Genomic DNA, 21569 nt, shown 5'->3' with positions numbered 1-21569 from the left:
TGCGCGGCGACCAGCAGCGCCACCTCCCGGTCATCCCCTGTCCTCACCTCGAGCGCCGCCTCCATCGCGCCAGCATGCCCTGACCGTGCGGACCAAGGTGACCGACGAGGCGCCGAGCGCGTGCGTACCAGCGGACCCCGCAGATCTGCGTGCCGTCCGCAACAGCCTGCGGCGCAGGTCCTGGCCGACTTGAGACCGACCACGGCCGTGTCGAAGAGGGATCCCTGTGCGGTGACGGCGGAGCGAGGCCTCCGACCTGTCCCTGAGGGCAGCCCCATTAGGGACACCTGCTGCAGCTCAGTCGCCCGTCGGCCAGCAATGCAGCGGTGATGATGGGGTGACGCCAGGGTTGTGAGACTGTCGCCGTCTCCGAGCGTCGCCGCACCTCGTCGAAGGCTGGGAGGCATGGCCCGGCAGGACCTCGCTGACGCGAGCGGGACGGCGATCAGGGACGTCGACCGATCCGCTCCGCGCATCGGTTCCTGGGTTCCCGCCGGTCAGCTCCAGGCGGGACCAGCCAACGACGGTCGTTGACGTCCCCTGCCACCGGGTGGCGGTATTCATCTTTGCCGCGTCGACCATGACTTTCGAGGATGAAGGGGTGCCCATGAGCGCGACAACGAACTCGACGGCGGTGGGTACACAGCCCACCCCGGCCGACGTCACCGAGGTCTCCCCCGAGTCGATCTTGCAGGTCGGGATCGGGTTTGGGCGTCGAAGACCCTGCTGAGCGCGGTGGAGTTGCAACTGTTCACCCACCTCGCAGACCATCCGCAGGATCTGGAGACGTTACGTGCCCGGCTCGGGCTGCACCGGCGGTCGGCCCGGGACTTCCTGGACGCCCTGGTGCCCTCGGTTTCCTGCACCGCACCGACGGGGTCTACCGCAACACAGCCGCCACCGACGCGTTCCTCGACAAGCGCAAGCCGGCCTACATCGGCGGCATGCTGGAGATGGCCAACGCGCGGCTGTATGGCCTCTGGGGCCACCTGACCGAGGCGCTGCGCACCGGCGAGCCGCAGAACGAGACCAAGCACGGCGGCGCACCGCTCTTCGAGCAACTGTGTGCCGACCCCGAGCGCCTGAAGCAGTTCGCCGCCGGGATGACCGGGACCAGCCGCGCAGTCAACCTGGAGATCGCCAAGCGGTTCCCCTGGGCCGACGTGGCGACGTTCGCCGACGTCGGTACCGCGCAAGGCGACGCCGCCGTCCAGATCGCCCTGGCTCATCCGCATCTGACCGGATACGGCTTCGACCTGCCCGCCCTCGCGCCTGTCTTCGAGGACTACGCCCACCAGAACCAGGTGAATGAGCGGCTGACCTTTGTGCCCGGCGACTTCTTCACCGACACCCTGCCGACCGTGGACGTCCTGGTGATGGGGCACATCCTCCACGACTGGAACCTGGAGGAAAAACGGTCACTGCTCGCGAAGGCGTACGACGCCTTGCCGGCCGGCGGCTCGCTCATCGTCTACGAGGCGATGATCGACGACGACCGATCATCGAACGCCGTTGGCCTGCTGATGAGCCTCACCATGCTCCTCGGGACGCCGGGCGGTTTTGACTTCACCCCCAGCGAGTGCATGGGGTGGATGCGGGAGGCAGGCTTCCGCGATGCACGCGTCGAGCAGCTGACCGGCCCGAACTCGATGGTCGTCGCGGTCAAGTAGCGCTTCCTGGCGCAGCGATGCGGCGGCCTGCGCAACGGGGCTGTGACCGGGGCCCAGGGTCCCCTGCCAGGCAATGTCCCCGGGTCTCTGCGCGCCGCAGCGCATGGCCCTCATTGAGCGCAAGCACGAGAATCGCTGAGCAAGGCGGGCATCAGGCCATGGTGGGCAGAGAGAGCCAACGAGCTGAGTTGAGCAGCGCACCCTCGTGATCGGTGTCCCTCAGTGGGCCGCTTTGGGCCAATCGCTCCACGGTTGATCCACCGACGCCCCGCAGCCTGTCCCGTCAGGGGAACCCGCTACGGCGACGTGCGCGCGTGCCCGTCAGCCTCGGAGATGGCGTCCCACAGGGGATCCGCTTGCGGGACACCGATCGGCCGTAGCGAGTACGCCGGAAGTGTGCCGGCCGCCGATGCTGACGATGCTCTCCCGGCCGTGGTGGTCGTGGCCGAAGCCACAAGCATCGGCAATAGGGCGACCTTTCGCGGCTGCGGCGGTGACTTCGTGCTTGCGGAAGTACTCCGCAGACTTGGCTGAAACGGGCCAAGAAAAGATTTCCGCGCCGACACAAGAGTGCTCTTACGGACGCTCGCGCACAAAAAGTTGCTGCCGCGTCGATCAGCGGTATTTCTCGGTGAGGGCGTTGCCGATGGCGGCGAGGTGGTCTCGCACGCCTTGGGGGCTGGTGATCTCGAGCCATTCGACGAGTCCGGCGAGGTGGCCGGCAAGCGCGTACTCGCTGGGACCGCGGATCACGACGGTGATGCGTCCGTCGTTGGTGGTGCCTCCTATCTCGAGGTTGTCGCCCATGGCGACTCGAAGCAGGTTGATTCCGTCGGGTGCGCAGCTCGCGTGGATCTCGATGGGTGTTCGCCTGCGGTCGACTTCGGCGGCGATCTCGCGCCAGCTCTCGGCGAGGTCGAAGTCCTTGGGACGGTGGACGGGCTGGTCGGTCGGGTCGGCGGACGAGACGCGGTCGATCCGGAAGGTTCGCCGGCCGGTCCCGGTGTGGGCGATGAGATACCAGGACCGGCCTTTGGCGACGATGCCCAGCGGGTGGACGGTCCTGTCGGTCTCGGCGCCCGTGCTGTCGACGTAGCCGAGTCGCACCTGGACGCCGCGGATCACGGCGTCCTGCAGGTCGTCGAGGAAGCGAGGAGGTGGCTGCGCGATGCGAGTCGATCCCCATCGCTGCGGGTCCAGGATCAGTGAGGATGCCGCGGCCTCGGCTTGTGCCCGGAAGGGTTCCGGTAGGGCACGGACGAGTTTGCGGAGGGCGGTCTTCACGGCCGGGGTTGCCGCCGAGGCAGGCCCGGCGACAAGGAAAAGGGCGCGGGCTTCGCTCGCGGTCAGTCCGGACAGGTCGGTGCGGGCGCCGCCGAGGAGCCGCCAGCCGCCGCCTCGACCCTGGATCGAGTACACGGGGATGCCGCTCATGGCCAGGGCGTCGAGGTCGCGCCGAGCAGTGCGCTCGGAGACTTCGAGCTCCATGGCGACCTCCGTCGCCGTAACCTGCTCGCGCCGTTGCAGCATGAGGAGGATGGCCACCAGTCGGTCGGTTCGCATGTCGACAACTTCTCCAGACAAACCGGTCATGAGGTGACCGGTATAGGTTCCTAGGTTGGAGACATGAAGTCACTGACGAACCCCACCGACTTCCCCGAACCCACCCTGATCGCCGTTAACGGCGTGGAGCTGGAGGTCTTCGAAGCAGGGCGGCAGAACGCCGGGAGGCCCATCGTGCTCTGCCACGGCTGGCCGGATCTCGCCTTCACCTGGCGTCATCAGGTGCCCGCCCTCGTCGCCGCGGGCTACCACGTCATCGCCCCCAACCAGCGCGGCTACGGCAAGTCCTCCCGCCCGGCCGAGGTCACGGCCTACGACGTCGAGCACCTGGCCGGCGATCTCGTCGCCCTCCTCGACCACTACGGCTACGAGGACGCGACCTTCATCGGCCACGATTGGGGGGCGATGGTCGTGTGGAGTCTCACCATGCTGCATCCGCAGCGCGTGAACAAGGTGATCTGCCTGAGCCTGCCGTACCCCGTCCGTGGAGAGATGCCCTGGCTCGAGTTCATGGAGGCAGTGCTCGGCAGCGACTATTACTTCGTCCACTTCGACCGGCAGCCAGGCGTCGCCGACGCCGTGTTCGATGAGAACCCGGCCCAGTTCCTTCGCAACCTGTACCGGAAGAACGAGCCCCCCAAGGAGCCGCAGCCGGGGATGGCGATGATCGATCTCGCCCGAGCGGAGACACCCCTCGGCGAGCCACTGATGAGCGACAGCGACCTGGCCGTCTACGTTTCCACCTTCGAGAAGTCAGGGTTCACCGGCGGCATCAACTGGTATCGGAACTTAGACCGCGACTGGCACCTGCTCGCCGATGTCGACCCGATCGTCCACCAGCCCGCCCTCATACTTTACGGCGATCGCGACGCCGTAGCCCAGGCCGAGAACCTCGCAAAGTTCGTCCCCAACGTCGAAGAGATCCACTTCGACAGTGGTCACTGGATCCAGCAGGAGAAGCCCGAAGAGACCAACCGGGCGATCACGCAATGGCTGGAACGACACGACACCACCCAGGCGTGATGTCCGCTGGTCACGGGGGCCGTCGCACACCAACTTGGTGGACGCCACTGGAGACGGAGGTCTTCCAATCATCGCTGGCCGCCTTTGCGCGTCGTCTCCGCCGTGCCGGTTCAGCCGCCAAGGGCGCCTCCGTTGAGCTCCAGTTGCATGGCCATGACCCCGCCCGACCAAGCACCGGTGACCTCCTCGTCGCTCAGAGGCGCCGTGTCCTCGTCGGTGTCATCGACGCTCGACCTGAGGCGAACGCCTGCTCGCCGTCTCACAAGCCGAACCCGCTTCGGCGACGTCCAAGGGGTCCGGGCCTACCAGCCGACGCTGTCTCGCAGGGGATCCTTGACCGGAACGTAGCTGGACTAGCCGGCCGGTCGTCCACGTAGGGCAGTGCGAGCGATCTGGAGGAACTCACGCAGCCCGGGGTGGCGGTCATGCCGGCGCCAGACCAGGACGCTGCGGCTGGGCGGCAAGTCGCGGATGGGCAGATAGACGACGTCTGGGTGTTGGAAGGTCGCCGCGAATGGCGCCAGCACTGGCTGGACGACGGCGCCGCTGGCGACGGCGAGTAGGAGTTCGGTCGGGTGGCGGATCGTGGGGCCGGCGCGGGGGATCGGTCGGCCGGACGGGGTGTGCCGGGGCGTCATCTCGTCGGCGAGTTCGGGTGGCGCCGCAATGGCGAGGTCGCCGATGGGGTGGTCGGCGAGGTCCTCGATCGAGACGTCGGTCCCACGGGCCAGCGGGTGGGTCCGGGCGGCGGCGAGTAGTCGGGGATGCCGGGAGAGGACGGGCCCGGTGGCGAGGTCGGGCTGGTCGATGGGCAGCGATGTGACGACGAGCTGCACGTCCCCACCTCGCAGCGGGGCGAATCGGTCGGCGAAGGGCAGGCCGACGAACTCGACGCCGTTGCCCGGGTGGGCGGCCATGAACGCGTCGACCAGCTCGCGCAGGACGGGAGTGATCTGGGCAGGGCTCATGATGCCCAGTCGTACCGGCTCGCTCAGCTGCTCGCCGGAGTCCTGCGCCGCCCGGAGCACGTCCTCGAGGGCGTCGAGGGCGCGACCGGCATCCCTGCGGAACCGCTCACCGTCCGCAGTCAGGACGACGCGGCGGCTGGTGCGGGCCGCCAAGTGCAGGCCGAGTTTGCGCTCGAGGTCGCGGATGCTCTGACTGACTCGCGACTGGGTGAGGCCCAGCCGGTCCGCGGTACGCCCGAAGTGCAGTTCCTCGGCGAGCACGAGGAAGACACGCAGCTCGCGGAGCTCGACGGCGCGCCACATCAAGTAGCGACGCTACTCGCTGCGATCAGCGGACGGCCGTTGATCACACCCGGCCGCCCGCCCGAGGATCAGACGTAGGGCGCCGTCGATCGGCGGCTACGGCGAGGAAGGACACGGCATGAGGACCGAGTTCGTCGAGTCGGCTGACGGCACGAGGATCGCGTTCGAGCGCGTGGGCGAGGGTCCAGCGCTGGTCCTGGTCGACGGGGCGGCGATGCACCGGGCGTTCGGCACATCGCGGGGGCTGGCGCAGCTGCTCTCGGCGTCGTTCACGGTCGTGTCCTACGACCGTCGGGGACGGGGGGAGAGCGCCGACACCTCGCCCTGGGCGCTCGAGCGGGAGGTCGAAGACCTCACCGCGGTTCTCGCGGCCGCGACTGACGAGGCCGGCCCCCGGCAGGCGGTGGTCCACACCCTGTCCTCCGGGGCGGTGCTGGCGCTGCACGCGGTCGCGGCCGGGGCTCCAGTCCGCGCGGTGTCGATGTTCGAACCGCCGATCGACCTGACGGGCGACCACGCCGCCGACACGGCGAAGATCGAGGGGCTGGCGAACCTGGTGCGCGCCGGGCGGCGCCGCGAGACGGTGGAGGCCTTCCAGCAGGGCATCGGCATGCCGGCCGAGATGATCGCCCAGCAGCCGCCGGTCGTGCTGGAGGCGCTGGACGAGATCGCCCCCACCCTGGTGTACGACATGTGCCTTGCACGTGCCGGGAGCGTGCCGCACGAGGTCCTGGCCGCGGTCAGCGTGCCGGTGCAGGTGCTGTCCAGCGACACCGGCAGCGGTCCACTGGGCGGCTGGGCCGCCGCTCTGGCTGCCGCGTTGCCGGCCGGCGTCCACCGGACTCTGCCCGGCACCTGGCATGGGGTGCCCGACGACGTTCTGGCCGACGCAATCCGCAGCTTCGCCGCGCCACTCCTGGCCGAAGCGTCATAAGCAAGCTCGCCAAGTTGCTCGACCGCGGCCGGGCGCTGTCGGGACTGGAGGAGGGCACACACGGGCTCGCTTCACAAGCTCGTCCGGCCGTCCGAGAAGCGGAACCCGCTGCGGCGACCCCGAGCCTCGCCGGCATCTCGGCTGCCCGATGTTCCGCAGAGGGTCGTCTTGTGAGACTGGACCGGGGTGCTGAGCTCCGCGAGCAGGCCCGCCACAGGGAAGGCCCTAGGCGGTCGTGACCACCCGGGCGGCGCGAGACTGCAACGATGCTGCTGCACTTGATCGCTGACTACGGAATCGGAGACCTCGCGTTCGCCGAGGTACGACAGCGCCTGGGGATGCTTCTGCCCGACGCAGCGGTCGTTGTCACGTCGGTGGGACCGTTCGACACGCTCGGCGCCGGCTTCTGCATCGGGCAGCTCGCGCTCAACGACGGCCCCCAGGACATGGTCCTCTACGCGAACATCGCCCCGCGACACGATGAGGAGAACCCGCGGCGGGACAATGCGGGAGAGCGGCTCGTCGCGGCCCGGCTGGCCTCGGGCGCCCTGGTCGTGGCACCGAACGCGGGGTACACATTCTCGTTTCTCCGGGATGAGACCGAGGAACTGCGCGAGCTGGAGGTGCCGGAGGCGGGCTCTCAGTTCCGGTCGCGGGACCTGTTCCCCGACGTCGTAGCCCGGCTGGCCCGGGGTGACGTTGGCCCGTTGGGTCCGCCGCTGCCGGACGAGGCTGTACCTGTGTTCCCCGAGCGCGTTGTCGCCTACACGGACGGGTACGGCAACCTCAAGACCACCTGGACCGAACTGCCCGCCCAACCCGGCGCCAGAGTCGGGATCGCGGTCGGCGACCAGCGGGGTTTCGCCGTGGTGAGCGACGGTGCCTTCGAGGTGCCGGTCGGCGAGACGTCCTTCGCGCCGGGAAGCTCGGGGTGGCGACGGCGCTCCGGGGGTTCGATCGCGTTCCTCGAGCTGTTCCGGAGGGGGAACAGCGCGGCCGCACTGTTCGGTCACCCGCCAGCAGGTACCCCCGTCGAGGTCGTTGGGTGAGCCTGCGGCCGCAGCGCATGCCAGCGGCCGCACGTCCCGCTCAGCATGGGCGTGCGGCCCACATTTTCCCCGGCCGGCACACAGTCAGAAGGGAGCCGGTTATGGGAAGCGGGGTAGACCCTCGGCTGACAGCGGCGTCCGCTAGGTGTACTGACCGGGGAGGTTGGTCAAGCGGCTGATGGGTGGGTGGCCGCCGATGCCGGTGTGGGGCCGATGGTGGTTGTAGGCGTGTAGCCAACCAGGAAAGGCCGCACGGCGGTCGGCTTCGCTGGTGAAGAACTGGGCGAAGGCCCACTCGCCGGTCATGGTGCGGTGGAAGCGTTCGACCTTGCCGTTGGTCTGCGGCCGGTAGGGCCGGGTCCGCTTGGGCGTGATGCCCAGCTCGGTGCAGGCGCCGGCCCAGTCCCGGCTGCGGTAGCAGCCGCCGTTGTCGGTGAGCACGCGGCGGGCGGTGACGCCGCGGGCGGCGAACCAGGCGGTCGCCCGGCGCAGGACGGCGGCGGCGGTGGGGCCGGTCTCGTCCTCGCAGATCTCGGCGTAGGCCACCCGGCTGTGGTCGTCGAGGACGACGTGGATGAACCCTCGGCCGATCAGCGGATGGTGGTGCCGGCTGCGCGCCCGCCCGCCGTCGGCGGTGCGGTTGGCTCCGCCCTGTTCCCGGCCGAGAAAGCGCCAGCCGCCGCCGGCGGGGATGTTGCCCAGCTTCTTCACATCGGCGTGCAGCAGCTCGCCGGGTGCCGCGCGTTCGTAGCGCACGACGTGCTGGTCGCGGCGCTCGAGGCGGGAGAGCCGGCTGATGCCGCAGCGGCGCAGCACCGCGCCGGCGGTGGAGGGCGCCACGCCGGTTTCGACGGCCAGCCGGACCGCGCCCCAGCGCTTGCGCAGCCGCAGCGACACGATCCGTTTGGTGGTGGCCGGATTGGTCTTGGCCGGGCTGGTCTGCGGTCGGCTGCAGCGGTCGACCATCCCGGCCTTGCCCTCGGCGCGGTATCGCCGGGCCCACCGGTCGGCGGTCGTCCAGGAGACGGCGAAGAACTTCGCCGCCCAGGCCGTGGGCCACCCCTCCTCGACGATCAGCCGGGCGAGCTTGAGGCGCTGGGCCGGGGTGAGGGCGGCATTAGCGTGGAGCACGAGGACCTCCTGGTCCGGTGGGCGGTTGCCGTGGTAGCTCCACCCTCGGCCAGGAGGTCCTCCTCACCCAGTCAGTCGCTCACCGCCGATCACAAGCGGGATCGCACAACCAATGTCTCCGGTCAGTACAGCTAGGAGAACTTAGCGAGCACTGCCTTCTTGGCCTCAGCGAACTCGACATCATCCAGCAGACCCTGCTGTCTGAGCTCTGCCAGCTTGCTCAGCTCGCTGGCCAGGTTGCCGCCACCGTCTGAAGACGCCGGTGACTGAACCGTGACCTGAACCTGCTTCGAGGTGCTGACCAGACGGCGCAATTCATTGATGTGCCCTTGAGCGTTCTGGTAGCCGACCTTGGCCAGCGGCAGCGTGTTCGACAGCGCTTCTGGGTTGTTGGCGTCCTTGTTTCGACCGGCGGTGATGCCGCGCCAGGGGTCCTTGTTGGCCGTTCCGTTGTAGCTGGCGGTGAGAATCTCGAGGACGCCCAGCATCAGGCCGGAGTTGTACTCAACCCCGGTGATCTGCGAGTAGTGGAAGGTCGTCTGGCGCGAGCCGCCGAAGGACCCCGCAAGGGCGCTCGTCACCAAGCCAGCCTTGATGATCATGCAACGGTCAGTGAACCCAGCCAGCACTCCCGTGCCGTCGTCCCCGGTGATGATGAACAGTGGGACCTCGCCGTCGTAGGCCGCCGCCCGGAGAAGCCTCCATGTGGCCCTGTTGACCCTGTTCTTGGTGGCGGACCCGGCGATGGGGACGGCATCCCAGGCTGCCTCGTTGGCATCGCTCGCCGCTCGAGCGGAGTCCAGACCTGCGTCCACACTGGGGTCAGGGGCGCCGGAGGACAGACGGGTGATGGCGGCGACCGCACGTGAGGCCTCGGCCTTGCCGACCGCGAACGAGAATGCCTGGCCTTGGCTCGTCCTAATCGCGACCTTGCGTCCATCGGCCTCGGCCGCCTCGATCTGGCCAGTGGCGTCCATCAGAGTGGTGTGCGACGGCCCCGCTGAGCAGCGGGCCCTGAACGTCGAGGCGGCCACCGCGTGATCTTCTGGAGACCTCTCACAGTCCTTCAGGAGTTCGACGCGATGACCGCTCCCAGCAGTATCGACCCTGCCCGCTTTCTGGACGAGCAGCTGGCCCAGGCCAGCCCGGACCTGCTGCGGCAGATGCTCACCACCTTCATCAACACGCTCATGTCCGCCGAGGCCGATGCGGTCTGCGGCGCCGGGTACGGCGTCCGCTCGGCCGAGCGGATCAACACCCGCAACGGCTACCGGCCTCGGGAGTTCGATACCCGCGCCGGCACGCTGGACCTGGCGATCCCGAAGCTGCGGGCCGGCTCGTACTTCCCCGACTGGCTGCTCGAGCCCCGTCGGCGCGCCGAGCGGGCGCTGACCACCGTGGTGGCGACCTGCTATCTGCTGGGCGTCTCGACCCGGCGGATGGAGAAGCTGGTGGAGTCCCTGGGGATCACCCGGTTGAGCAGGTCGCAGGTGTCCGAGATGGCGCGCGACCTCGACGAGCAGGTCGCGGCGTTCCGCCACCGGCCCCTCGACCAGGGGCCTTACACGTTCGTGGCCGCCGACGCCCTGGTGCTCAAGGTCCGCGAGGGCGGCCGCGTCGTGAACGTGCACGCCCTGGTGGCCACCGGGGTCAACGGCGACGGGCACCGGGAGATCCTGGGCCTGCAGGTCACCTCCGCCGAGGACGGCGCCGGCTGGCTGGCGTTCTTCCGCGATCTGACCGCCCGCGGGCTCACCGGGGTGGCTCTGGTCACCAGCGATGCGCACCGCGGGCTGGTCGACGCGGCCGGCGCGGCGGTGCCCGGTGCGGCCGGGCAGAGGTGTCGGACCCACTACGCGGCGAACCTGATGGCGGTGACCCCCAAGGCGTCCTGGCCGTGGGTGCGCGCACTGCTGCACTCGGTCTACGACCAACCCGATGCCGCCTCGGTGCACGCCCAGTTCGACCGGGTGCTCGACGCCCTGACCGACAAGCTGCCCCGCGTGGCCGAGCACCTGGAGGCCGCGCGCGCCGATCTGCTGGCCTTCACCGCCTTCCCGAAGGAGGTGTGGCGGCAGATTTGGAGCAACAACCCCAACGAGCGGCTCAACCGCGAGATCCGCCGGCGCACCGACGTGGTGGGCATCTTCCCCGACCGCGACGCCCTGATCCGGCTGGTCGGCGCCGTGCTGGCCGAGCAGCACGATGAATGGACCGAAGGCCGCCGCTACCTCGGCGTCGATGTCCTCGCCCGCTGCCGCGTCCGCTCTGTCACCAACGCGGCTGACCAACCCGCCACCGAGGAGGTGACCGCCCCGACCATCCCGGCGCTCAGCGCCTGACCAGACATGAAGATCACGCGGTAGCCGTCAAACACCACGCCAGCGGACTTGACCGCTCCGGATCTCTCCGGAACGACCCCTGAGCTGCGGTTTCCCGCTGTCGGGCTGACAGGATTTGAACCTGCGACCCCTTGACCCCCAGTCACGTTCGAGGGGTTCGCCATCGTCATGTCGCCGCAGCCGCACCGACCCTGGGCTGCGCGCACCGAGACAAGGCTGGGCGCCCGCGCACCGCATCCCCGACCTTGCGATCACCGGCGCGCCGCCGGACCGGGAGCCGCGCATCGACCCACCACGCTGACCCTGCCCTCGGCCGCGGTCATGGTGTGCCGGTCCTCGCCGCGGTCAAGGTCGTTCGTCCGGTGAGGCGCTCCACCTTGACCTCGGCTGCAGGCCGGCACGATCCCAAACCGCCGGACGGGGTCAAGGAATGGACCCGATTGACCGGGGCTCCTCCACAGATAGGGCGCTGTGCGTCCCTGCGGGATGGGCCTTCGGCCCACCCTTCCCGAGGAACACGAGCACTGCGAAGTGGGCGCCGGAGTTGGTGTCGACGCCGTGGCCTGTTGCCTGCGGGGTTCTCGAAGCTGGCCTACCAACCTCGTCCGCCTCGTGACTGGGACAGGGGATCTGTTCGCGGCGGCTAGGCGGCAGAAGGGATGGCACATCGGCGCGCTACGCACCGGGCGCGCCCGGCCACGTGCTAAAGGTGCCCGCCGCCCCGTTACGGCGTACGGCTGATCCGGCCGGGGATTGCGCCGGGGTTGTGGGCGGCACCACGATGCCTCTACCGCTGATCTCTACCGCCAATTCAGTGGGGACGAGAGCGCCATGGCCGCTATCCGGGCGTCGGCAGCGTGCTGGTAAGGCCGCGACCTGCGGCGCGAGGCCAACCATCCCAGCGTGCTCGGCGTCGGTTGCGACCTTCCGCAGACCGTGGAGGGGGCGTCGCGCTCAACGCGCTACACGGAGCCGAGCGCGCTATACGACACCAACACCTCAGAGGCCGAGCTCGCGCATGCCGCCTCGTCCTGGGGGCCGTAGGCCACGACGCCCCAGCCTCGGGCGTTCGACTGCGGCCCGCCGCAGTGATCGCCGCGGAGTGGGCCTGCCCCGACTTTCCAAGATGCCCGTGACCACCGAGCCGCAGACCGACGACACAGAAGCAGGCCGCACAGAGGAGACGCGCGATGACCCTCGCCACCAATCTGCCCCCCGACGACGTCGGTGCCACGCTCAGGCGTTCCGACGGCGTCCGTGGCCGGCGCTACACCGAGATCTTTCTGATCGACGCCGACGCCGCCAGCGGGCAGCTGATCGCCGCGGTCTACAACACGTCCGGGCTCAACGACCCCGCTGATACCGGGGACAGCTCCCCCCAGCAGCTCGTCGACCAACTTGACGTCGAGGCCCTGAAAGACGAGTACGGCGTGCTCGGCGCATTCAGGAACGGGCCGCGGCTGTGGACGCTGGACTGGATGGAGGGGATGGCCGGCGCGGAGCGTGACTTCCACGGGCTGAGAGCGCGCTGGGTCATGTGGCTGGACGTTCCCAAGGAGGTGGGCGCGCAGGGGAGCGTCCCCTACACGCCGATGACCGGTCGTCGGGACACGAGCTTCGGGATCAACGCCGGCTCCCCGGCGTTCATCCTCGACGACGCGGACGGCCACTCCTGGGTGATGAAGTCCGCCAGCCTCATGGTTGACCCGAACCAGACCTACGACGGCCTCTCCGGCCTCGGCGACAGCCTCCAGCCGCGGCCCGGCTGGCGGTTCCGCACCATGGTGCTCGGCTCCAATCTCGTCCTCACCCCGGACAACGGCACCGCGCGGATCACCCAAGACGAGCTCGGCAACACCTATGACCGGGTCGGAGGCCCGTTCAGCAACTACACACCGTGAGTTGCGCCGTCGGACCACCGGTACATCCGCGACAGGGCACCCGGCCCCCAGGGCCCGTGCAAAGTTGGCTTCGCTCAGCCTGATCTGGGGTCATGGGCACCAGAGGCCGGAGTCGGTCCTCCTGGGCAACCACTGTGCCCTCCACCTGCATGGTGAACATTCGACTCCTGCCCAGGTCAGAGCGACCTGGCGGTCGCTCTGTCGACGCGACGACCCAGATTCGGCACCGGATCGCAGCCTCTCTACGCCAGAACCCGATTCGGCGTCGCCGAATACATCGAGGTCTTCTACAACCGGCGCAGGCTGCACTCCACCCTGGGCCACCGAACCCCGCTCGAAGCCCTCCCGGACCACCGCAACGCGGCAACCGCTGCGGCCTGATCACGCGAGGACCTGTCCAAGACCCTTGACACAGCTCAGGGACTGGCTCAGCGTGCGGGGCCGGGGGGTGCTGTGCCGGCGGCGTACTCCTGCAGCGGAACGTTTCCCCCCGACCACGCCTTCATTACTGGATCGACGATGCGCCAGGCCTCCTCGACTTCGTCCCCGCGGATAAACAGCATCGGTTGATTGTTCAGCATCTGCAGGATCAGGTGGGCATAGGCGGGAAATTGAGGTGGCGTGGAGCACGCCTCGAGCTGGCAGCTCTGGGTGGTCCGCTCCGGGCCGTTGAGCGTCGTACCCAGGCGCACGTACGGCTCCTTCAGCCCGAGCCGGAGGACATTCGGTTCCACTCCGGGCCACCGGTCGAGCACGTAGCGGGGCAGGGGACGGAAGTGGAGAGCGATCTCGGCGGAGGGCACCGGCTGAGCCTTGCCCGACCGCAGGGTGAACGGCACACCGGCCCATCGCGGGTGGTTCACCTCGACGGTTAGAGAGGCGTAGGTCTCGGTGTTGCGGCTGGGGTCGACGCCGGGCTCGTCGACGTAGGAGGGCACCTGTCGTGATCCGATCCTGCCGGCGGTGTAGCGGGCGCGAACCGATGTGCTACGTATCCGCTCCGGCAGCGGTGTGGCCACTGACCGCAGCGCCTCGACCCGCACGCTGCGGAAGGAGTCGGCGTCCAGGCGGGCCGGGGTTTCCATGAGGACCAGCGTCATGACCTCCATGAGGTGGTTTTGCACCATGTCCTTCAGGGCGCCGGCGCCGTCGTAGTAGCGCGCACGGCCCTCCAGGGTCAGGGTCTCCAGCCAGCTGATGTCCACTCGCTCAACGTGCATCGCGTTCCAGATCGGCTCGAAGATTCGGTTGAGAAACCGCAGGGCAATGACGCGGTGAATGAGCTCGTTGGACAGGAAGTGATCGATTCGGAAGATCGTGGGTTCGGGCAGTTGGAGGCGGAGAATCTCGTTGAGCTGCCGCGCCGAGGTGAGGTCGGAACCGAAGGGCTTCTCGATCGCCAGCGCGTCCGAGGTCCTCAGTCCGGTGGTGGCCAGGGCCGACAGCGCGGACGGCAGTAAGAACGGCGGCAGCGCGAGGTAGACCAGCGTGTCCGGATGGTCCTCGCCGATCACTCGGCGCACGTCCTCGGCGCTGGTGACGTCGGCGGACTGGTAGCTGAGCATGCGTACGACGGCATCGCGGGTGGCCGCCGGCACGGCGGCGTGCTCTTTCAGCTCAGCGGCGATGTGCGCACAGAAGTCCTCGGTTGAGCGGTCGGTGCTGGCGCAGCCGACGATCCTCAGGCCCGGGGACAGGAGCCCGGCCTCGGTCAGCTGAGCGACGGCCGGCATCAGCAGGCGGCTTGTGAGATCGCCGGAGGCACCGAAGATGACCATTCGCTCAATCATGAGATCTCGCCTCTCGAATCATCGCGCTTCGGGTTGTCGCGCGAATTGGGGTCGTTGCGGGGAGAGGTCAGGCGGGTGCTGGCGTAGGAGGCGGGCCCGCAAACTGTGAGCAGGGGGGACCCGTGTCCTCGGGGCTGGCTGCTGGCGCGGTCGGTGCTCCTCGAGGACGGCGCCCAGCAGGGCGGACCCGAGCAACATGACGTGGAGCGCTATCAGCCAGGAGAGCAGGATGAACCCGGTGCCCGGCGGCCCGTACTCGCGGACGTGCTGAGTGATCGAGGTCGACAGGTAGACGCCGGCCGCCGGCCGCCGGCCGATTAGCCCCATCCCGGTGGCGATCGCCGCGGGCAGCAGCCGGCGCAAGGGCACGCGACCGCTCAGCAGGAGGTGTGGGTCCACCAGCTCCACCGAGTGAACCGCGGGAGTCCCATGGCGACCAGCAGGACGGTTCGGACCCCAGCCGGTGACGAGTGGCGCCGAGGCCCCGACAGGGCTCCGCCGAGAACGAAGGTCGTCAGCCACAGCCAGCGGCGCCACAGTCTTCGTCGACCGAGGGGGGCAGACGCCCGGCGATCTCGTGGCCATGGTGGAAGGCCTTGGGCCAGGAGTGGGCCGACAGGAGGGTGAGTAGTGCACCGAGTTCCGTACTCGTTTCACGAACGGTGTTCCGGGCGGAGAGCAGCAGCTGCACGTCCTTGGTCGCGGCTGCGGACAATCCGAGCGTCGGGCCCACTCCTCGCCCGCGCCGTCGGTGGCACCGAGGGTCAGCAGGGCTAGTGCGTGGCCAGTGCTGGGATCAGCAGCAGGAAGGCCGGGGCGGCGAGGGCCATTGCCTGATTGATCAAATGACCTCGGCAATACAGGTGGCCTCCGGTGGTGCGGTCGAGGCGCTCGCGGGTCCGCGTGTATCGGTTGGCGGACGCTCGGATCGTTCACGACGACTGCGCCGCCGCGATCACCCGCTGCCTCTGGCAACACCGACGTCGTTCGGCTGGGATTGCTCACCGAGCGTCACCGTCGCGCCGCGCATCGAGTGCCTCGTTGAGGGTGACGGCGGCCTCAATGAGTGCAAGGTGGGTGAAGGCCTGCGGGAAGTTGCCGATCTGCTCGCCGGTCGCATCGATCTCCTCTGAGTAGAGGCCGAGGGGGCTGGCGTAGGTGACCATCTTCTCGAACGCGAGCCGGGCGTCGTCGAGCCGGCCGCTGCGGGCGAGTGCGTCGACGTAGAGGAAGGAGCACAGCGAGAAGGTCCCCTCCGAGCCGGCCAGGCCGTCGGGCGAGGTCTCGGGGTTGTACCGGTAGACGAGGCTGTCGGCGACGAGCTCCTCCTCGATTGCGCGCATCGTGCTGGTCCACAGGGGGTCGTGCGGGGTCATGAAGCCGACCGCGGGCATGCGGAGCAGGGCAGAGTCCAGCACCTCGTCGTCGAAGTGCTGAACGAAGGCCTGCCTCCGCGTGCTCCAGCCATGGTCGTGGATCTGCTCGTAGATCTCGTCGCGGGCGGCGGTCCAGCGGCCGAGATCCGCCGGGCGCCCATGCCGCTGCGCCAGCCGGATCCCGCGGTCGAAGGCCACCCAGCTCATCAGCCGGCCGTAGGTGAAGTCCTTGCGTCCGCCGCGGGTCTCCCAGATACCCTCCTCCGGCTGGTTCCACTGTCCGGTGAGCCAGTCCAACAGACCCCGTATCTCCTGCCAGCCGCGGTGACCGATCGGCAGACCGCACCGATCGGCGAGGAAGAGGCTGTCCATGGCCTCGCCGAAGACGTCGAGCTGCAGCTGACGGGCGGCGCCGTTGCCGATGCGGACGGGTCGCGAACCGCGAAAGCCCACCCAGTGCTCCAGGCACTCCTCCTCGATCTCGGCCGATCCGTCGACCCGGTACATGATCTTCAACCGTTCGCCGTCGCCCGCCCGTGCGGTGACCCGGTCCCGCAGCCACACGGCGAACCCCACCGACTCCGCCACGAAGCCGAGGCGGAGCAGGGCGCTGACCGCGAGGGCGGCATCCCGGACCCAGGTGTAGCGGTAGTCCCAGTTGCGCTCGCCGCCGACTTGCTCGGGCAGGCTCGTGGTGGGAGCGGCAACCAGCCCACCGGTCGGCGCGTAGGTCATCAGCTTGAGCGTGATCGCCGACCGCTGCACCGTCTCCCGCCACCGTCCGGTGTAGGTCGACCGGGCCAGCCAGGAACGCCAGTACGCCACGGTGTCGTCGAACAGCCGGTGGACCTCGGCCACCCGGATCTCCCGCGGTGGTCCGTCGGCGCCGAACTCCAGCACCACCCCGCGGACGTCACCAGCGGTGAGTGCGATGGCTGCGTGGACGTCGCCGTCGTGGAGACCGACGTCCGTCAACAGCCGCGGGTCGTCGGGCTCGCGCACCGGGTGCAGGGTCAGCGTCAGTGCGTCGGTGTGGAAGACGGCGCCGTGCTCGGTCCGGTGCACGGCGTGCGGAGAGCGCCCGTAGTCGAACCGGGGCGCGAGCTCGACCGCGAAGCGCATCCGGCCGCGGACGCAGCGCACCATCCGGACCAGGCGGTGTTGGTTGGTCGCCGCGCCATCGGCGGGCGGCATGAAGTCGACCACCTCACCCACCCCGGCCTCGGTGAGGAACCGGGTGATGAGCACGGCGGTGTCCGGGAGGTACATCTGCCGCACTCGGGAGCCCGGGACGGCGGGATGGATTCGGAAGTGCCCACCCCGTGGGTCCAGCAGGCCACCGAACACGCTGGGGGAGTCGAAGCGCGGACAGCACAGCCAGTCGACCGATCCGTCCGTGCTGACCAGGGCGGCCGTCTGCAGGTCCCCGATCAGACCGTGGTCGGCGATCGAGATGTCGGTCATGGTCCTGTCACCGTGCCTCCGCTGTTCCCTGCGCCACCGTCCGGCCGCCGTCGCGGATCACCTCCGCCAGGGCAGGGAACGCCGCCGGGTCGCCATGCGACCTGCGGCAGGTCGGTGCGGCCGCGCTTGTGGTCGGGTCAGCCGCCCCAGATGTCCTCGACGAAGCGGTCGGCCGAGCGCAGTCCGGTCAGCCACGCCTCGGCGTCGGCCTTGGTGGCCGAGGTGCGTTCCCGGTAGATGTGGGTGAGGGAGCGGCGCACGCCGGGGGCGATGGTGGCGGCGTTGCCGCAGACGAGGACGACGGCGTCGCGCTGCAGCAGCTCCCACACCTCCTCGGCGCAGTCGAGCACGGCCTCCTGCACGTAGCGGCCGGGCTGGCCGGGCTCGCGGGAGAAGGCGTGCTCCACTCGGACCAACTCCGCCTGCTCGTAGCCGGCCAGCTCGTCCGTGTAGAGCAGATCGGAGTGCGAGGTGCGGCAGCCGAAGAACAGCAGCGACCGGGCAACCTGCGCCCCCTGGGCTCGCTGGGCCGCGCGCTCCTGGAGGAACCCGCGGAAGGGAGCGACGCCGGTGCCCGACCCCACCATGATCATCGGGATGTGCGGCTCCGGCGGCCGGAAGGCGATGCTCGGCTCGCGCATGAAGACGAACACCGTGCCGTCGACTGGCAGCTGCGCCAGGTGCCCGGAGGCCACCCCGGTGAAGATGCCCGACCCGGAGCGGGCCGGTCCGCGGACCACACCGGTGGTGATGCTGGCCACTCTCGGGCTGACCAGCGGGGACGAGGAGATCGAGTAGTAGCGCGGGCGCAGCGGCGGCAGCAGGTCGAGGAACTCCTCGAACGGCACCCGGCAGGCCGGGAACTGCTCGAGCAGGTCGAGCACCGACCGGTTGGGCGCATAGACCTGCGCTCGATAGCGGGCCTGGGCGTCCTCGTCGTCGCCGGTCAGGGCCTCCAAGGCGGCCTTCTGCTCCGGGTCGCCGGTGTGGCGGGCCAGGACGGCGATGTCGTCGCGGCCGGCGACGTCCTGCAGCTCCACGCAGCTGCCCAGCACCCCCAGCAGCGGAGCCGGTTCGTCGATGGGCAGGTGGGTGTGCGTACCGCTATTGGGGATGATGGTCAGGTACTGCCCGGCGTCCAGCCCGAAGCGGGCTATCACCCGGCGGATGAGGTCGATGTTGTTGCGGGGCAGCACCCCCAGGTGGTCTCCGGCCCGGTAGCCGGTGGAGTCGGGCAGGGTGATCTCCAGATGCCGGGTGGAGCGCTCGGGCAGCCCTCCGGGGCCGACCGCGAGCAGCTCCCGGTTGACCCGGACCTGGGCTGGCCGGGCGGCGTAGGAGACGATGACCGGGTTGGTGAGCTGCCGGTTGGTCAGTGTGATCGACAGCCGCGGCCCGGCCGGTGCGCTGGCGGCGACCTCGTCCGGCAGGCCGAGCGCCGTGACCATCTCCGCCCACAGCTCGGCGTGCCAGCCGCGGTAGGCCGCGTCGAAGTCACCGGCCGCGTCGCCCTCCCCGCGCGGGGCCACCCGCCGCCCGCCGTGCGCCGCCAGCTGCTCGTCCAGCAGGGTCGGCACCGCCTGGTAAGTGCTGGCCCACTCGGTGCTGCCGCAGCCGAACACGCTGTAGGAGACCGCCCCGGCCGCCTCGGCCGGCGCGTTGGCGATCCACCGAGTGAACGCCGTCGCGTTGTCCGGCGGCAGCCCGTTGTAGGACGCGCATACCACCAGCAGACCCCCAGCGCGCGGCAGGTCGTCGACGTGCTCGTCCAGCGGACCGATGGTGACGTCGAACCCCCGGTCTGTGCCCTCCTGCGCCAGCCGGTTGGCGATCGCCTCCGCCGTCCCCAGGTTCGACCCGAACAGCACCGACAGCCGGGTGCCGTGCCGGGCTACCGACACCGGTGCCGGCTCCCCGAGCGGGACGGCCTGGCCGGTCGTGGCCTCCGCCGGCGGTGCGGACCGGTCGATCCGCACGTCGGGGCGGAGCAGCACTTGGATGCGGAAGTCCTCCGGCTTCACCGTCAGCGCCTGCTTGACGTGCAGCTGGTAATCCAGGTGGTCGACGAGCTGGAAGCGCTGCAGCAGCATGCCCAGCGCCAGCGTCGCCTCCTGCAGGGCGAACTGCCGCCCGATGCACGCCCGCTGCCCGGTGCCGAAGGGGAGGTAGAGGTGCGGCGGAAGATCCGCCATCCGCTCCGCGGCGGTGTGGTCGGGGTTGAACTCCTCGGCGTCCGCTCCCCACACCGACGGGTCCCGGTGCAGTGCGGGGGTGAACACCGTGATCGAGGTATGGGCGGGGAGGGCCCACCGGCCGCCGATGACCTCGTCCCGGTACGGGTAGCGGTTGAAGGCCGGGACGGTGGGTCGCAGCCGCAGGGTCTCCTGGAGCACCTGCCGCACGTAGCGCAGCCGTTGCACCTGGTCGAACGTCGGCTGCGCCGTCGTCCCCAGGATCTCATCGGCCTCGGCGCGGGCCCGCTCCAGGTACCGGGGGTTCTTCAGCAGGTAGTACAGGGCGAAGGACAGCAGCCCGGAGGTCGTCTCATGGCCGGCGACGAGGAAGGTGATGCACTGCGCGCGGATGTTGTGATCCGGCAGGCCCTCCCCGCTGGCCTTGTCGACGCCAGTGAGCATCCGGCCCAGCAGGTCGGTGTTGTCGGCGGCGTCGCCCTGGGCGCGGCGCTCGGCGATGACCCGGTCGACCAGGGCGTTCAGGAAGTCCCGGTCCTCGTCGAGCTGCCGCTGGGCGCGAATCCGCAGCCGGGTCTGGATCGGCAGCTGGGTCGTGCGGGCCTGCGCTTCGGCCAGCATGCGCATCATCGCCTCGACGAACGGGTGTGGGGTGTCGCGGTAGAAGGAGTTGAACCGGTAGCCGAACCCGCACAGCGCGATCGTGTCCAGCGTCAGCCGGGTCATGTCGGCCGGGATGTCGACCTCCTCGCCCGGGTTGAGCCGCGTCCACTTCTCCACCAGCTGTTCGGCGATGTCGACCATCATCGGCGTGTAGCCCCGCATCGCCTGCAGGCTGAACGGCGCCATCAGGATGCTGTGCGCCCGCTGCCACAACGGATCCTGCGTCTTGGAGGAGAACAGGCCCACGCTCTCCCCCGACCGGGGCTTGAGTTCGCTGAGCCCGCCGGTGACCAGCTTGTCGAACCGCGCGTCGTCGACGAGGTCTGCGACGAGCTCGGGCCCCGAGACCACCAGCCGGTCCCCGGTCGGCGTGCTGAGCTTGTAGATCGGCCCGTACTCCCGGGCCAGCCGCAGCAGGCTGTCGATCGGCGCGGCGAGATCGATGTCGCGGATGTTGCCCAGCAGCGGTAGGGCGCGGGGGCCGGGGATCTCGTCTAGGCCGACGGTCGCGGTCATGGGTTACCTCCTGTCGGCCGGCGAACCAGTAGCACGATGCTCACCATCAGCACCCAGGCCGGGAACGCCAGAAGAACTGCGGGATGAAACGTGGTGCTCACGAGCAGCAGGGCGGCCACCACGTAACTGAGGATCACGAGCGGCCGGGGCAGCACCCCGGCGGCACTGGCCAGCCCGGTCGTCGTGAGCATGTACAGGCCGGCGGCTCTGACGCCGTAGACGAAGAGCAGCGTGTACCCGACCGAGTTCAGCGCGCGGGCCACGTCCGGACCTGGCAGCGCGGCGTCGGAGAATTTCGTCAGCAGGGCGATGGCGCCGACGCAGGCCGTGCTGACGAACAACATGCAGACGAAGGTCACGCACGCAGCCAGATGCAGCCAGTGCCGCGTCTGCGTCCACGAGCCGGGCCGGCGCACCTGCAACAGCGTGCGAGTGCCGACCATGTGCCAGAGGCAGGCGATCCCCGCGAACGGCACGATGTACAGGCCCACCACGCTCAGCGTGGCGGCCCCACCGCCGCGGTAGAACGCGTTGTAGTCCGCATCCGAGGCCTCCAACCCCGGGGTGGTGGCGACCAGCACGACGCCCACCACCAGCAGCACCGCGAACACCACGCCGTACCAGCCCGCTTTCCGGGCGTGATCTTCCAGCGCCGGGCGCTGCTCCACCGTCCCCTCGGAGCCG

The 21569-nt window shown here is 69.5% G+C and carries 14 protein-coding genes; 6 read left to right on the top strand and 8 right to left on the bottom strand.

The window, feature by feature from the left end; genetic code table 11:
* The first annotated feature begins 944 nt into the window (after positions 1–944).
* Positions 945–1670 carry a methyltransferase gene (locus BLW63_RS05315; protein WP_211517009.1) on the top strand — a complete coding sequence of 242 codons (726 nt, stop codon included), beginning with the start codon at positions 945–947 and terminating at the stop codon, positions 1668–1670.
* Between the two features lie 615 nt (positions 1671–2285).
* On the opposite strand, the gene BLW63_RS05310 is transcribed toward BLW63_RS05315, so the two are convergent.
* Entirely contained in the window at positions 2286–3263 is a 978-nt protein-coding gene (locus BLW63_RS05310; RefSeq protein WP_244522365.1) for a helix-turn-helix transcriptional regulator, read from the bottom strand.
* 33 nt (positions 3264–3296) lie between these two features.
* Between BLW63_RS05310 and BLW63_RS05305 the strand changes: the two genes are divergently transcribed.
* Complete coding sequence (locus BLW63_RS05305) at positions 3297–4256, top strand: alpha/beta fold hydrolase (RefSeq protein ID WP_211517008.1); 960 nt, start codon at positions 3297–3299, stop codon at positions 4254–4256.
* A gap of 353 nt (positions 4257–4609) precedes the next feature.
* On the opposite strand, the gene BLW63_RS05300 is transcribed toward BLW63_RS05305, so the two are convergent.
* Positions 4610–5527: a LysR family transcriptional regulator gene (locus BLW63_RS05300; protein WP_091152163.1), complete on the bottom strand. Its 918-nt coding sequence runs from the start codon at positions 5525–5527 to the stop codon at positions 4610–4612.
* A gap of 118 nt (positions 5528–5645) precedes the next feature.
* Between BLW63_RS05300 and BLW63_RS05295 the strand changes: the two genes are divergently transcribed.
* Complete coding sequence (locus BLW63_RS05295) at positions 5646–6461, top strand: alpha/beta fold hydrolase (protein ID WP_091152161.1); 816 nt, start codon at positions 5646–5648, stop codon at positions 6459–6461.
* A gap of 266 nt (positions 6462–6727) precedes the next feature.
* Complete coding sequence (locus BLW63_RS05290; RefSeq protein WP_091152159.1) at positions 6728–7510, top strand: SAM hydrolase/SAM-dependent halogenase family protein; 783 nt, start codon at positions 6728–6730, stop codon at positions 7508–7510.
* A gap of 141 nt (positions 7511–7651) precedes the next feature.
* Here BLW63_RS05290 and BLW63_RS05285 read toward each other — a convergent pair whose 3' ends face one another.
* Together BLW63_RS05285 and BLW63_RS05280 are read right to left on the bottom strand one after the other, a co-directional pair.
* On the bottom strand, positions 7652–8641 hold the full coding sequence (locus BLW63_RS05285; RefSeq protein ID WP_091152157.1) for an IS481 family transposase: 990 nt from the start codon (positions 8639–8641) through the stop codon (positions 7652–7654).
* Between the two features lie 131 nt (positions 8642–8772).
* On the bottom strand, positions 8773–9618 hold the full coding sequence (locus BLW63_RS05280) for an SHOCT domain-containing protein (protein ID WP_139263485.1): 846 nt from the start codon (positions 9616–9618) through the stop codon (positions 8773–8775).
* A 105-nt stretch (positions 9619–9723) separates the two neighbouring features.
* On the opposite strand from BLW63_RS05280, the gene BLW63_RS05275 reads away from it, so the two are divergent.
* Positions 9724–10983 (top strand): IS256 family transposase, encoded by a 1260-nt coding sequence (locus BLW63_RS05275; RefSeq protein ID WP_091152152.1) that lies wholly within the window; start codon positions 9724–9726, stop codon positions 10981–10983.
* A 1190-nt stretch (positions 10984–12173) separates the two neighbouring features.
* Positions 12174–12884: a hypothetical protein gene (locus tag BLW63_RS05270; RefSeq protein WP_091152150.1), complete on the top strand. Its 711-nt coding sequence runs from the start codon at positions 12174–12176 to the stop codon at positions 12882–12884.
* Positions 12885–13312: 428 nt separating this feature from the next.
* Here the strand turns inward: BLW63_RS05270 and BLW63_RS05265 are convergent, their stop codons facing one another.
* From BLW63_RS05265 to BLW63_RS05245, 4 genes are all read right to left on the bottom strand, one after another.
* Positions 13313–14662 carry a glucose-6-phosphate dehydrogenase gene (locus BLW63_RS05265; protein ID WP_170856652.1) on the bottom strand — a complete coding sequence of 450 codons (1350 nt, stop codon included), beginning with the start codon at positions 14660–14662 and terminating at the stop codon, positions 13313–13315.
* Positions 14663–15675: 1013 nt separating this feature from the next.
* Positions 15676–17514: a glycoside hydrolase family 15 protein gene (locus BLW63_RS05255; protein ID WP_091152142.1), complete on the bottom strand. Its 1839-nt coding sequence runs from the start codon at positions 17512–17514 to the stop codon at positions 15676–15678.
* A 137-nt stretch (positions 17515–17651) separates the two neighbouring features.
* Positions 17652–20885, bottom strand: a complete 3234-nt coding sequence (locus tag BLW63_RS05250) for a bifunctional cytochrome P450/NADPH--P450 reductase (protein ID WP_091152140.1) — start codon at positions 20883–20885, stop codon at positions 17652–17654.
* Positions 20882–21553: a hypothetical protein gene (locus BLW63_RS05245; protein ID WP_091152138.1), complete on the bottom strand. Its 672-nt coding sequence runs from the start codon at positions 21551–21553 to the stop codon at positions 20882–20884. Before BLW63_RS05245 ends, BLW63_RS05250 begins: the two co-directional genes overlap by 4 nt.
* Positions 21554–21569 lie beyond the last annotated feature (16 nt).

The organism is Geodermatophilus africanus (assembly GCF_900107105.1).
In the GTDB taxonomy this organism is placed as follows: domain Bacteria; phylum Actinomycetota; class Actinomycetes; order Mycobacteriales; family Geodermatophilaceae; genus Geodermatophilus; species Geodermatophilus africanus.
Note: the sequence above shows the minus strand (reverse complement) of the source record. Positions and strands in the feature narration are given on the sequence as shown.